Here is a 13,103-nt window from a genome sequence, read left to right on the forward strand (position 1 = left end):
CGTCACTGTATTCAACAATTTTTTCTAAACCCACCCGATCCTTGTGATTCACAGCCTGAGCATGAAACAACAACTCTTTGGTAGTTGTGTTGATGAGTTTCAGACCAGTAGCGTAAGGATGTAAATGCGTGGCAATATGATGCACTTGCAAGCTGTCTTTGATCTCTAATTGCGCCGTGATGTCGTTACGATAAGTTTGTTGACCTGGGAATACCACCCTATGTCCGCTGCGGCGCACGCCATTGGCATCTTCATAATTGTGGTTCTTGGTCTCTACGGGAATACAAACGCTTGGGTCGTCCTTTGCAGCCTCGTTATCAAAAGGAAACAAAGGATCATAGGGCAACATCATAAAGACGGTCAAGGGTCTTAAGGGCTTTAGCTCAGGCCCATCAGCCTCATGAAATATACTCACCTTATGCCTCAGCCCAAATAAGGGACCTTTTAAATTGTGGTTTAAGACCTGTGTGGATAAATAGAGGTATTCATCAGCGCGAATTGGGAATCCGAACCCCTCAGGATAATTATAGGATTCCATTCCATTGGTCAAAGTGGCCAAACGCGGGTAATTGCTTCCAATTCTATTGGGGATCTGCCATTTGGAATAATAGCTTTGATCGTAATAGTCCATATTGGTGTGGCACATAAAGTCCTTGGAGAGTTCCGTGATACCATCCGCGGCCATAACGGAAGTCTCAAATCCATTGACCCAGACCAGGCTGCTGTCTGCGGGATTGATCTGAAAACCGCGCATGGCTTTTGGCCCTTCCATAGAAGTATAAATGTTGTCCACATAGAATAGCGGGCTGTAAAAGTCTGTTTGCCGCGCGCCATAGCTCACTTGCCAATCTCCACTCAAGCCTAATATAGAGAGCAGGGTGGTTTTTACAATGGCCTTGTGCCGGTTGGAAAGCTGCAAATAATACAGACCTCCACCAAGTACAGCGGCTAATGAAAGCCAGACAATTATTTTAAGTACTTTTATGCGCATAGCTACTTACAAATATATTCCTTTATGCAAATAGATTACTCCAAGCGTATTTTTGGTTTAGACCTGATGCGAGCGGTTGCTATTTTATTTGTAGTATTTTCTCATGCTATATGGATAGTTCCCGAATTGCCGGGCTTGCCTAGCGAACTTTTGCGACTTATGGGCGTCTTGGGCGTGGAGATCTTCTTTGTTTTAAGCGGATTCTTAATTGGAAGGATTCTTTTAAGGCAGTTCAGTGAAGGATACAATAAGCAAGGCGTGACCTACTTTTGGGTACGGCGTTGGTTTAGAACCCTGCCCAATTATTATTTGATCCTCTTGGTCAATATTGGGATTGTCCTTTTTATGGGACGCGAATTGCCCGACGGTCTTTGGAAGTACTTTTTGTTCTTTCAGAATGCCTTTAGTTCCATGGACATTTTCTTTACAGAATCTTGGAGTTTACCCATAGAGGAATTTACCTATCTGCTGGCGCCGATTTTGACTTGGGCGCTTTGGAAGTTCTTCAAGCTTAAAGCACACAAAGCCTTTCTTTTCACAGCAATAGGGATGATTGTGTTTGGTTTGTTGACTAAAGTGTTTTATCAAACCCAAGTGGCCGAATCGGATATGATCTTTTGGAACACTGAACTCAAAGCGGTCATGATCTATCGTTTGGACGCGATCTTTTACGGCATGCTCGGGGCCTATGCCGCTCAATACTTTGCCGATTTTTGGACGCGTAACCGCTGGATACTTTTCCTTTTAGGAGTTCTTGGTATGCTGCTGATCAGTTTTGGGATTCCCATGTTAGGCTGGTTTATAGACAGTCATCCTTGGGTTTGGAATGTGGGTTATTTGCCTTTCTGTTCTGTAGTCATTGCGTTGTTTTTACCTTTTCTCAGCGCCTGGAAAACAGCTCCGAGAATTATTAGAGGTGCTGTAACCCGCATCAGTTTGATCTCCTACAGCATGTATTTATTGCATTATTCTGTGGTGCTACAACTGCTTAAATATTTCTTGCCTACTGAGCGCCTATCCCTAATTGATAAAGGGGTTTATGTCTTGGCTTATTTGGCTTTGACCTTTGTGGCTTCCTATGTTTTGTATCGAATTTACGAGCGCCCGATGATGAATTTAAGAGACCACCGATTGGTAAAACGCTATTTTCAAGCCCCTTAGATTGCTAAGTCAGCAATAAAGACTCCAAGAAATTTAGAGGTTGTTCAATTTTTAATTCGGAATTTATCATTCCCGCAAATCGTAACTATACGGCTAAGTTCAGGGCATATCGGACATAAAAATCAAACGAATTTTTTGTATTTTCGCAACACTTCCAAAAAAATAGACACATATGGCATTTGACATTGACATGATAAAAAATACCTATGCGCAGATGGCGCAGAAGGTAGATGCTGCAAAAGCACTTACTGGCAAGCCTTTGACGCTGGCCGAGAAAATTCTTTATGCTCACCTTTGGGATGGGATGCCTTCCGAACCTTTTGTTCGTGGAAAGGATTATGTTGATTTTGCTCCAGACCGCATCGCATGTCAAGATGCTACGGCGCAAATGGCTTTGTTGCAATTCATGCAGGCCGGTAAGCAGAAAGTTGCTGTGCCAACTACGGTACATTGTGATCACTTGATCCAGGCCAAACAAGGCGCTGAAGCAGATTTAAAACGCGCCAATGCGACCAGTAGTGAAGTATTTGATTTCCTAGAGTCTGTATCCAACAAATACGGAATTGGTTTCTGGAAGCCGGGAGCAGGGATTATTCACCAAGTGGTTTTAGAAAACTACGCCTTCCCTGGAGGTATGATGATCGGTACCGATTCTCACACTGTGAACGCGGGTGGTTTAGGAATGGTTGCCGTTGGAGTTGGTGGAGCTGATGCTGTAGATGTAATGGCGGGTATGCCTTGGGAGCTTAAATTTCCAAAACTGATCGGTGTTAAATTGACCGGAGAGCTCAACGGATGGACCGCTTCTAAAGACGTGATCTTGAAAGTAGCAGGTATCCTTACCGTTAAGGGAGGAACTGGAGCTATTGTAGAGTACTTCGGACCTGGAGCTACCAACCTTTCTTGTACTGGAAAAGGAACCATTTGTAATATGGGAGCAGAGATCGGTGCTACGACTTCTACTTTTGGATATGACGATGCTATGGAGCGTTTCTTGCGCGCTACAGATCGTGAGGAAATTGCTGATGAAGCCAATAAGATCCGTGAATACTTAACAGGAGACCCTGAGGTATACGCGAATCCAGAACAATATTTTGATCAAGTGATTGAGATCAACCTTTCGGAGTTGCGTCCACACTTGAACGGACCTTTTACGCCAGACTTAGCGACCCCAGTGGGAGAGTTAGGGCCTAAGGCAAAAGAGAACGATTGGCCATTGAACGTAATGTGGGGATTGATCGGTTCTTGTACCAACTCTTCTTATGAGGATTTGACCCGAGCTGCAAGTATCGCCCAGCAGGCCATCGACAAAAAATTAAAACCAAAGAGTGATTTTGGAATCAATCCAGGATCGGAACAGATTCGCTTTACTGCAGAGCGCGATGGTTTACTAAGTGTATTTGAAAACTTAGGAGCGACCATCTTTACCAACGCTTGTGGTCCATGTATTGGACAGTGGGACCGTTCGGATCTCCTTGGAGAAGAGAAGAACACCATCGTGCACTCCTTTAACAGAAACTTCTCTAAGCGTGCAGACGGTAACCCGAACACTCACGCCTTTGTAGGTTCTCCAGAAATGGTTGCTGCAATTGCGATCTCTGGACGTTTGGACTTTGATCCTGTAAACGACACTCTGATCAATGAGGATGGTGTTGAGGTGAAGCTAGACGAGCCAAAAGGACTGGAATTGCCTCCTCAAGGATTTGATGTAGAAGATGCAGGATACCTAGAGCCTGTTGAGGACGGAAGCGGTATCAACGTCGTGGTAAGCCCAACTTCTGAGCGTTTGCAACTGCTTACTCCTTTTGAGCCTATTCAAGACAGTGAGCTGCAAGGAGTGAAGCTCTTGATCAAAGCTTTCGGGAAGTGTACCACAGACCACATTTCCATGGCGGGTCCATGGTTGCGTTACCGTGGTCACTTAGACAATATTGCCAACAACACCTTGATCGGTGCGGTGAATGCTTATAACAAAAAGACCAACTTTGTAAAGAACCAATTGGATGACGAGTACGGAGGAGTACCTGATACCCAACGTGCTTACAAGGCCAAAGGGATTCGCACTATCGTGGTTGGAGATCACAACTACGGAGAAGGATCTTCTAGAGAGCACGCGGCTATGCAGCCACGTCACTTAGGAGTAGCTGCGGTATTGGTGAAGTCTTTTGCACGTATTCACGAGACCAACTTGAAAAAGCAGGGTATGCTCGGATTGACTTTTGCAAATGAAGCAGATTACGATTTGATCCAAGAAGATGATACTTTCAACTTTGTGGATATTGCGGACTTTGCTCCAGGTAAGCCACTAACCATAGAAGTTGTTCACGCAGATGGATCTAAGGATACTATCATGGCGAACCACACCTATAACGCTGCTCAAATTGAGTGGTACCGTGAAGGATCTGCTTTGAACCTTATCAAAAAACAGAACGCTTAATTAAAAGCGCCTCAATATTGAAAAACCCGAAGTTGACGCTTCGGGTTTTTTTATTTCAATTGTGATCTAAAAATCGCGATGTCTTCTTTAGTGGTTAAGTCGGGGACGTGTTCCTTTAAAGGTATACCGAGCATTGATGCATTAAACATGTTACGAATCATTAACCAAATGGCGGTGGGAAGTTCTTTTTCTTTGCGTTCAGGGTTTTCCGGGCAATCTACAAGCCACCAGTAAAGATCGGCGCCATTAAACTTGAAGATATTCATGCTTACCCTTAGAGTACCAGTCTTATCGCGGTAGTTTTCCAGTTCTTCAAGTTTTGGTTTTTCGATGATGTCGATTAATTCATTCCGTTTATTCAATCGACATAAAGCAAATCTCGCAATCTTCTCTTCAGGAAAATCTAAACCACTTCTATCATAAGCTATAAAGGCGTTTCTGGCAGCAGTGATTTGTAATTGATTAAGTGCATCGGCTGAATAAAGATTATCACTGTTACAAACAACGAATTCCTTTTCCTTAAGCTCAGGGTATTGATCCATGGCTTGTTGAAGGGCATCAGCTGTTCCATAGGGTTTTTTACGGCCTTCGGGAATGTGTTGAATAGCAAATTTAATAGTAACACCAAGTCGCTCTTTATTCCAAGTATTATCGCCATACCACGATTTGAAGCTATCGTTTTGAGGAGAAGTGATTAAAATAATTTCAGAATAGTAGGCAGCCTGCGCGTTTTTTATGATGTAATCAAGCACCGGACGCTTATCGCCCTGCAAAACAATCAAACACTTAGCACTGACGTTTGCCGCAGCTACTTCCGCAGCACTTAAACCTGCACTGGCTTGTGACTTTTTCATGCGGCTGGATGCGCCACCGGCTAAAATGACTAGTGTTTTCATCAGGCAAGATCTTTAGCGCCTTTGGATACCCGCGCCTCAAATACTTCAACAGCTCCTGCATCTCTAAGCGCATTCATAATTTCTTCTTCTTTCCCTTCGGAAGGAATACAGGCAATACAACCACCACCGCCAGAACCGACGATTTTAGCACCCAGGGCGCCCGCCTTGTTTGCGGCGGAGATCAAACGATCTATCTCTGGAGTCGTGATCTTGAGCAAGTCTTTCAGGATGCTGTGATGCTCATTCATTAAGTTTCCTATAGCTGTGATATCAGCGTCTTGACCTTGTATACAGTCAAAGGCAGCGCGTGTGTTTTTATAATTTCCGTAGGCTGCAATAAAGATGTCCTTTAAATCGTCAGCTACGTGATCCACAAAATTATCCGCCGAATGATGGGTGTATTGATTGAAATCAGGAACATGTGCTTTGACCTGAGCAATAGCCTGATGTGCGCGTTCATTTAAGTTTCTGAGTCCTTCAAGAGTGGTCTTAGGAACTCCCGAACTGGCAATGATCAATGTTTCAAAAGGGAGTCTTAAGGGTTCAAAAGTTTTATCCACTCGGGTGTTGATGTAGATGGTTCCTCCAATGGCTGAGGTATATTGGTCCATTTTACCGCCGGCTTGTCCGTGCTCTTCCACTTCGGCCTGGTAGGCCATATGGCCAATTTCTGCGGAACCGAATCGATCCAAATGGTCAGTCAATTTTAGCACCAAAGTGAGCCATCCCACCACAAAGGCAGAAGAGCTGCTCAATCCAGCATTGATGGGAATATCGCCGCTAATTTCGATGTCAAAACCTTTAGAGAGTTGTACACCAACCTTATCCAACACCTTCAAACCCGATTTAATATAATCTTGCGGCTCAAAGGAATTGAGATCCTCTTTTAAAGATAGCGTTCTTGTTTTTTTAAGATCGATGAACTCAAAGTTCAAGGCTTGGGTCTCATTGGGCTCAGCCTTAAAAGTGATGTACCTGTTAATGGCACAAGCAATGACGGGCAATCCTAAATAATCTTGGTGATCGCCAAAGAGGCAAACACGTGCAGGGGCTTTAACAGTCGTCATCCTTTAAAATTGATCGCTATTCCAGTTCCAAGGTTTGCGCTTTACCCAATTTCCACGGGTAAAGTCTGGGAATTCTTGGGCTTCTCCGTTCGCGGCAATAGAAGCCTCAGAAAGCGGAGTTACTGCGCTCCATGCGGCAGCGTCATAAACGTCCAAAGGAGGCGCTGCATTGCGTTTGGCCGATTCTACAAAGGCGTGTAGCACAAAGAAGTCCATACCGCCGTGACCGGAACCTGTGGCTCTATCCGCGTACTTCTTCCAAAGCGGATGATCGTATTTGTCCAACCAAGGTTGAGCCTCGTCCCAGCGATGCGGGTCTGACTGGCCTTCTATATACATTCGACTTCCATCAACTTCCCACAGTCCTTCGCTACCTTGAACTCTAAAGCCAAGAGAGTAGGGACGTGGTGAGTTACAATCATGAGTCACAATTATGGTTTCTCCATTGGAAGTGCTGATCATGGAAGTGATCACATCGCCTTGTTTCCACTTGAGTTTGGCGTTGGGATGATCCGCTCCGCCTACATCCACTATATATTTATTGAGTCCAACCGCTTTGCTGGCCATAGAGGAGATAGACACCAATCGATTACCACGGTTGATATCACACATGGTAGCAATAGGGCCTAAACCATGAGTTGGGTATACATCGGCATTGCGCAGTAAGCTGTGCTGTGTTCTCCACGCAGATTCCGAAATTCCTTTTTCTCCAAATTCCGCACCTTTACCATAGGCAGTCTTACCGTCATTAAATTTTACAAAACGCAGGTCGTGTTGGTATCCGCAGCGAAAATGCAGTAGCTCTCCAAAGACGTTTTGCTTCACCATATTTAGCGCAGCCATCACGTCTCGGCGGTAGCATACATTCTCTAAGATCATTAAATGAGATCCCGTCTCTTCATGAATATTGACCAGATCCCAGCACTCTTCCATGGTGTTGGCTGCAGAGACTTCCAAACCGACATACTTCCCAGCTTTCATAGCGTCCTTAGCCATGCGGGTGTGCCAAAGCCAAGGCGTAGAAATAATCACCGCGTCAATATCTTGCATCGCGAGTAGATTCCTGTAGTCGTACTCATGGGTCGTAAATTGTCTTACTGCCGGGTGATTGTGCTTTTGCAAAAGTTCTTCTACTACAGGCATTCTGCGGGTATCGGTATCGCAAACGGCCACTATGGTTACATCGTTTCTATACAAGAGGTTTTGCAAGTGATTGGTGCCTCGCAGTCCAACGCCAATAAGACCTACGCGAAGTTTGTCTTTTAACGGATTCAGGTCTTGTGCAAAGGTAAAACTAGGAGCAAGAGCCAGCCCCGTTCCAATCAGGGCACTCTTTTTTACAAATTCTCTACGACTACTCATTCGGTGTGGTTTTAAACAAAGTTAACCATATTTCATTGCGTCTTGTAAGTAAGCAGAAAAAGCTGCGTCTAAAACAGATAACTAACCGTGGTCAATACCTTGGCATTGACTCAGACACTACAAAAATAATTGCTATGAAGACGCTTTGGTTCTTTGAAGAGGTTAACCTGTTTTCCATGCTTTGCCCCCATAAATTCAAAGCATTCAAGAAAGATCACAGTTTCAATACCTACAAAAAACAAGACTATATCTACTTTGAAGAAGATAGTGCCAGTAAGGTCTATTTGATAGAAGAAGGCCGTGTAAAACTCGGTTATTACACAGAAGATGGCGAAGAAATGGTCAAAGCCATTTTAACCAAAGGCGAACTTTTTGGCGAGAAAGCTATTTTAGGTGAAGAGAAGCGCGATGAATTTGCGCAAGCCTTGGGCAGCACCAGTATTTGCCCTGTAGATGTTCGAACCATGCACGAACTCATGCGAGACAATCGCAGTTTTAGTTTCAGGATCTATAAGCTGATCGGTTTCCGATTGAAGCGTTTGGAGCGTCGCTTGGATCTTATTCTCTATAAGGACGCAGAAACACGCGTCAAAGAATTCCTGAAAGAGCTGGCAGATGATTACGGCTATTGCTGTCCTTATAACGGGGATACCGTGATCAAGCATCCGTACACTCAAAAAGACATCGCCAAATTGCTGGGAACTTCAAGACCCACGCTGAATTCCATTATGAATAAATTCAAGGCTGAAGAGCTTATTGACTTTAGCAGAAACGAGATTCGTTTAAAATTTTCTGCTTAGTGTAAGCTTGCTGACATTTCTTTATATGAGGCCGAACTAATTTTGTATCGGTAATTAAAAACTATAATCATGAAAAGAAAAATTTTTAGCCTGTTGTTCGCTTCTTTGCTTTTTGCCGCCTGCAGCAATGATGACGACAACAATACTCCAGCACCAGATGCTGGAACTCTCCAAGGTGGTCCATTTACCTTTTTGGTAGACGGAAACCCTGACTTTGTAAGCGGCATTACTACAGATCCTGATGCGGTTGGAACCAACAGAACTTTTGTAGTCACTGACGACGCCGGAAATATCTTGGGATTGCCACCAACGATAGAAGCGCTAGAAGGTGTTGACTTTGACGGTGCTGGTGTAGGTGTTTGTCTAATTTGGTACCTGCGTTTTGAAGACGATCTTCAAGGAGCAGAAGTAGGAGCAAACGCCAACGACCTTACTGGTACTTTTAATTTATCGAACTCGATCACTGTAAACAGAAACGCAGCTCCTAATGCTGGTGTTTTGATGGGTGGTCCTTTTGAATTCTGTGTTGACGGAAGTCCTGATTTTGTTAGTGGAATTAGCACGGATCCAGCCGCTACAGGGACTAACAGAAGTTTTGTAGTAACTGATGACGCTGGAAACATCCTAGGATTGCCACCAACTCTTGAAGCCTTAGAAGGTGTTGATTTTGACGGCGCCGGAGGTGGAGTTTGCTTGATCTGGTACCTGCGCTTTGAAGACGGTCTAGTCGGAGCAGAAGTTGGTCTTAACGCCAACGATCTAGAAGGAGACTTTAGCTTATCTAACCCTATTGAGGTTGTGCGTAACGCACCAAACGGAGGGATGATCAGCGGAGGGCCATTTACCTTCACTGTAGATGGAACCCCAGACATGGTTAGCGGAATCACCTTAGACGGTACGCAAACCGGAACGAATTCAACTTGGGTAATCACTGACGATGCTGGTAACATCTTAGGATTGCCACCAACAATGGCAGCTCTTGAAGCAGTTGACTTTGACGCTGCTGGTGTAGGAGTATGCCTAATCTGGTACTTGCGCTTTGAGGACGGCCTAGAAGGCGCAATGCCTGGCAATAATGCCAGCGATTTGGTAGGCTGCTTTAGCCTTTCCAATTCGATCACAGTTACTCGAAATTAAGGAGTAATACATTTTTGTAGTGAAGTCCCGCTGAAAAGCGGGACTTTTTTTATGCAAGGAATCGACTTATTTTTGGACTACCTATTCATGAAATTAGACCAGACCTTTTTTAAGAAACAATGGAGCAATATACTTATGGTGTTGCTGATAGTTCTGTTGATCGTGCCTCAAACGGGAACTCCTATTAAAGCCGGGATTCAACGGCTGTTTGCTTTTGCTCCAGATAGCTTGCCAGACGAGGAGCAACTCAACTTAGACACCTATAACTGGCCCTTGCAGACTTTGGCAGGAGCCTCGGAGAATTTTGAGCAGTCAAAAGGCAAAGTGGTTTTGGTGAATTTTTGGGCAACTTGGTGCCCACCATGCATAGCGGAGATGCCGGCCATGCAAGAATTGTATGATCGATTCGCAGATCGTGTGGATTTCTATTTTGTCTCCGGAGAAACTCCAGAGAAACTACAAGGCTTTATGGATAAGAAGGGTTATGAGCTGCCCGTCTACATTCAAAGCTATCAGGCGCCAGAGGTCATTAGAAGTAATTCTTTGCCCACAACAGCGGTCATTGATAAATTAGGGAAGGTGGTCCTTTTAGAAACAGGGGCCAAAGCCTGGAATGATCCAGAGTTCTATGCGTTTTTAGAAGAATTGCTCACGCGTTGAGTTGCTGGTCCAGAGACATAAACAGTAATAGCTAGGACTGTTAAAAGCATTCCAAGATTGTAAATGGTGTCTTCAACAGGAATAGTGCCCATGCGCAAGCCGAGGTTTTCATCGTTATTGTACCAAACCACTTGCTCGTCTATTCCTGTTCCCGTCAAAACTCCGTTGACCACAAAGAACGGAATCAAGATCACTAAATAGGTCAAAAAGAATCTGTTGAATAATTCTGGCCTCCAATTATAGACTATTCCTAGTACAATTAATGCGTAGCTAAAGTTCACTGCCGTATACCAAAGGTGATTGGTATACCAGAGCGCAATCACTAAAACAGCAGCGAGAAGCGTATAAATTACAGCAGTGGTCCTTTTAGACAACTTCACATTGGGCATGAGCTCAATAAGTGCGTAGTGGGTAAAGATACAAGCGTAGGGAATGCAGATAAAGAACAACCATTCCTCCAGGGGAAGGTTGAACAAATAGATTCCGCTTAGATAATCCGGATTGAATCCCCAGAAACCATTAACTGTAAAGGCTATGTCCCATGGAATGAATACGGCCATCATCACCAAGACTCCCAGAAAGAATCCTTTCCAACGCTTGTAGAACTTTAAACGCGGGTGGAAGCTAAACAGGAAGGGAACAATAAATGAACCTAAGTTTAACCATAGGTACAGGTACTGCATCGTTATTTTTTAAAGTATTTGAGCGGCGGAAGTAGCATCCCAAAACACTGACCGTCTTCTTTGCCTAAGTGTTTGTGATGGATCTTATGTGCTCTGCGAATACCGCGCGCATACCAATTGTTGGCGTTGCGGAACATCTTAAATCTTTGGTGAATGAAGATATCGTGCACCATAAAGTAAGTGAATCCGTATGCGAAGATCCCTAGTCCTATAGGCAGCCCCGCCCAGAATCCGTAGTATTGCCAAGCGATGAAGCATCCGATACTCACAGCGGCGTAAAAGATAAAAAAGGCGTCATTGCGTTCCCACCAGCTGCCGTGATCCTTGTGGTGATGATCTTTGTGCAAGACCCAAAGGAAACCGTGCATAATATATTTGTGGGTAAACCAGGCCATGAATTCCATAGTGCAAAAGGTGGCCAAAAAGACCAATATCCAAAGCAGAATATCCATTGCTATCGAACTAATTTTAATTGATATTTCACATAACTACGGGTCAACAACCCGAACTTCTCGTAATTGGGAACTCTGATCCGCTTGTTCTTGATTTCCATAGCGGGAGTTCGGTAAAGCTTTTTAAGCAGGCGTCGGTAATAGCGGTAAGCCATAAATACACCAAATTTCGCTTCTGTTGGCAAAAGTAATATTCCCTGATAGCCTTTTGCAAAATCTTCCTCGATTTCTGCAATAATTCTTTTCTTGGCGTCTTCATCTAAGGCGCTGAGGTTGGTGTTCGGAAAATAGGTTCTGCTCAGGCCTTCAAAATCAGCCTTTAAGTCACGCAGAAAGTTTACTTTTTGAAAAGCAGACCCCAAGTGCATCGCAGACTCTTTTAAAGCGTCATAGCGCTCCAGATCACCTTTAACAAAAACCATTAGGCACATTAGGCCAACCACATCCGCAGAACCGTAGATGTATTCCTTGTATTCTGCATCTGTTAAATATTCTGTCTTGGTCAAATCCAAACGCATACTTTTCATAAAGGCATCAATAGACGACTTTTGGATATTGTACTTGTGTACGGTATGCTGAAAGGCGTTGAGGATTGGATTCAAATGGATTTTGTCGTGCAGAGCATCTTCTAAGCTTTGAGAAAAGCGGTCAAAAAGCACGGCTTTGTCGTAGTCGTGGAAGGAATCCACGATCTCATCCGCAAAGCGAACAAAACCATAAATATTGTAAATATCTTGTCGGATACTCGGTGCGAGCATCTTCGTGGCCAAGGAGAACGAGGTGCTGTATGCATTGGTCACCTTTTGGCTACAGAGGTTGGAAACGATGTCAAATGTTGCTTTCATGCTGCAATAGAGTACTAATGGTCAATTTCAATCAAACCGGCTACCAACTTTCCTGAAATAAGGGACGGAGGAACTCCGGGCCCTGGTACGGTGAGTTGACCAGTGAAGTATAGGTCTTTTACTTTCTTACTACGCAACTTGGGTCTTAAAAAGGCCGTTTGGAGCAAGGTATTTGCCATCCCATACGCATTTCCCTTGTAAGAATTGTAGTCCTCAATGAAGTCATTTACACAGTAGGACTCTTTAAAGATAACGTATTTTTTGACTTCTTGCTGCGTCAATTTTTCCAAGCGTGTAAGAATAATGTCAAAATATTTTTCGCGCATCTCTGGCGTGTCTTCCAACCCAGGAGCTAACGGAATCAAGAAAATACCTGCTTCTTTTCCCGCTGGAGCTGCATTGTCATCAGTCTTAGAAGGGAAGCTGGCGTAGAACAAAGGTTCCTCTGGCCAAGCAGGTTCATCATAGATATCGTGGGCGTGGGTTTCAAAATCCACGTCAAAAAATAAGGTATGGTGCTCAACATTTTCAATGGGCTTTTCAAAGCCAACATAGAACAGTAGAGCAGAAGGTGCAAAGGTCTTCTTCTTCCCATAATTCTCAGAATACTGG

The 13,103-nt window shown here is 44.1% G+C and carries 12 protein-coding genes and 1 pseudogene; 5 read left to right on the forward strand and 8 right to left on the reverse strand.

Annotated elements, in window-relative coordinates; genetic code table 11:
* Positions 1–991 (reverse strand): hypothetical protein (locus HRT75_RS12610; RefSeq protein ID WP_291187351.1); only part of this gene is annotated, 991 nt, incomplete at its 3' end.
* Positions 992–1,015: 24 nt separating this feature from the next.
* On the opposite strand from HRT75_RS12610, the gene HRT75_RS12615 reads away from it, so the two are divergent.
* A complete protein-coding gene (locus tag HRT75_RS12615) occupies positions 1,016–2,152 on the forward strand; it encodes an acyltransferase (protein WP_291187353.1) in 1,137 nt (378 codons plus the stop codon).
* A gap of 172 nt (positions 2,153–2,324) precedes the next feature.
* On the forward strand, positions 2,325–4,589 hold the full coding sequence (locus HRT75_RS12620; protein ID WP_291187355.1) for an aconitate hydratase: 2,265 nt from the start codon (positions 2,325–2,327) through the stop codon (positions 4,587–4,589).
* 50 nt (positions 4,590–4,639) lie between these two features.
* Here the strand turns inward: HRT75_RS12620 and HRT75_RS12625 are convergent, their stop codons facing one another.
* From HRT75_RS12625 to HRT75_RS12635, 3 genes are read right to left on the reverse strand one after another with little or no spacing between them, the layout of a single operon-like run.
* Entirely contained in the window at positions 4,640–5,485 is an 846-nt protein-coding gene (locus tag HRT75_RS12625; RefSeq protein ID WP_291187357.1) for a sugar phosphate nucleotidyltransferase, read from the reverse strand.
* Positions 5,485–6,552: a galactokinase family protein gene (locus HRT75_RS12630; RefSeq protein WP_291187359.1), complete on the reverse strand. Its 1,068-nt coding sequence runs from the start codon at positions 6,550–6,552 to the stop codon at positions 5,485–5,487. The genes HRT75_RS12625 and HRT75_RS12630 overlap by 1 nt, the downstream gene beginning before the upstream one ends.
* Positions 6,553–6,555: 3 nt before the next feature.
* Positions 6,556–7,914, reverse strand: a complete 1,359-nt coding sequence (locus tag HRT75_RS12635; RefSeq protein ID WP_291187361.1) for a Gfo/Idh/MocA family oxidoreductase — start codon at positions 7,912–7,914, stop codon at positions 6,556–6,558.
* Between the two features lie 134 nt (positions 7,915–8,048).
* Here HRT75_RS12635 and HRT75_RS12640 point away from each other — a divergent pair, with 134 nt between their 5' ends.
* The 3 genes from HRT75_RS12640 to HRT75_RS12650 all read left to right on the forward strand — a co-directional run bounded on the left by HRT75_RS12640 (position 8,049) and on the right by HRT75_RS12650 (position 10,511).
* Positions 8,049–8,714, forward strand: coding sequence for a Crp/Fnr family transcriptional regulator (locus HRT75_RS12640; protein WP_291187363.1), 666 nt, complete (start codon positions 8,049–8,051; stop codon positions 8,712–8,714).
* 69 nt (positions 8,715–8,783) lie between these two features.
* The gene (locus HRT75_RS12645) at positions 8,784–9,851 is read left to right on the forward strand and encodes a hypothetical protein (protein ID WP_291187366.1); all 1,068 of its coding nucleotides are present in this window, start codon (positions 8,784–8,786) and stop codon (positions 9,849–9,851) included.
* Between the two features lie 51 nt (positions 9,852–9,902).
* Entirely contained in the window at positions 9,903–10,511 is a 609-nt protein-coding gene (locus tag HRT75_RS12650) for a TlpA disulfide reductase family protein (protein ID WP_291187369.1), read from the forward strand.
* Here the strand turns inward: HRT75_RS12650 and HRT75_RS12655 are convergent.
* From HRT75_RS12655 to HRT75_RS12670, 4 genes and pseudogenes are all read right to left on the reverse strand, one after another.
* Positions 10,478–11,194, reverse strand: coding sequence for a lycopene cyclase domain-containing protein (locus HRT75_RS12655; protein WP_291187372.1), 717 nt, complete (start codon positions 11,192–11,194; stop codon positions 10,478–10,480). The two genes, HRT75_RS12650 and HRT75_RS12655, sit on opposite strands and share 34 nt — an antisense overlap.
* A 2-nt stretch (positions 11,195–11,196) precedes the next feature.
* Positions 11,197–11,646 carry a sterol desaturase family protein gene (locus HRT75_RS12660; protein ID WP_291187374.1) on the reverse strand — a complete coding sequence of 150 codons (450 nt, stop codon included), beginning with the start codon at positions 11,644–11,646 and terminating at the stop codon, positions 11,197–11,199.
* Between the two features lie 2 nt (positions 11,647–11,648).
* Positions 11,649–12,491 (reverse strand): phytoene/squalene synthase family protein, encoded by an 843-nt coding sequence (locus tag HRT75_RS12665; protein ID WP_272833447.1) that lies wholly within the window; start codon positions 12,489–12,491, stop codon positions 11,649–11,651.
* A gap of 14 nt (positions 12,492–12,505) precedes the next feature.
* A pseudogene (locus tag HRT75_RS12670) lies at positions 12,506–13,103 on the reverse strand (phytoene desaturase); the annotation flags it as partial.

The organism is Gilvibacter sp., from assembly GCF_013214815.1.
Classification (GTDB): domain Bacteria; phylum Bacteroidota; class Bacteroidia; order Flavobacteriales; family Flavobacteriaceae; genus Gilvibacter.

Bases quoted from the DNA above. Each gene is read 5' to 3' on its own strand.
- HRT75_RS12615 (WP_291187353.1), top strand. From the start codon at position 1,016: ATGCAAATAGATTACTCCAAGCGTATTTTTGGTTTAGACCTGATGCGA.
- HRT75_RS12620 (WP_291187355.1), top strand. From the start codon at position 2,325: ATGGCATTTGACATTGACATGATAAAAAATACCTATGCGCAGATGGCG.
- HRT75_RS12625 (WP_291187357.1), bottom strand. From the start codon at position 5,485: ATGAAAACACTAGTCATTTTAGCCGGTGGCGCATCCAGCCGCATGAAA.
- HRT75_RS12630 (WP_291187359.1), bottom strand. From the start codon at position 6,552: ATGACGACTGTTAAAGCCCCTGCACGTGTTTGCCTCTTTGGCGATCAC.
- HRT75_RS12635 (WP_291187361.1), bottom strand. From the start codon at position 7,914: ATGAGTAGTCGTAGAGAATTTGTAAAAAAGAGTGCCCTGATTGGAACG.
- HRT75_RS12640 (WP_291187363.1), top strand. From the start codon at position 8,049: ATGAAGACGCTTTGGTTCTTTGAAGAGGTTAACCTGTTTTCCATGCTT.
- HRT75_RS12645 (WP_291187366.1), top strand. From the start codon at position 8,784: ATGAAAAGAAAAATTTTTAGCCTGTTGTTCGCTTCTTTGCTTTTTGCC.
- HRT75_RS12650 (WP_291187369.1), top strand. From the start codon at position 9,903: ATGCAAGGAATCGACTTATTTTTGGACTACCTATTCATGAAATTAGAC.
- HRT75_RS12655 (WP_291187372.1), bottom strand. From the start codon at position 11,194: ATGCAGTACCTGTACCTATGGTTAAACTTAGGTTCATTTATTGTTCCC.
- HRT75_RS12660 (WP_291187374.1), bottom strand. From the start codon at position 11,646: ATGGATATTCTGCTTTGGATATTGGTCTTTTTGGCCACCTTTTGCACT.
- HRT75_RS12665 (WP_272833447.1), bottom strand. From the start codon at position 12,491: ATGAAAGCAACATTTGACATCGTTTCCAACCTCTGTAGCCAAAAGGTG.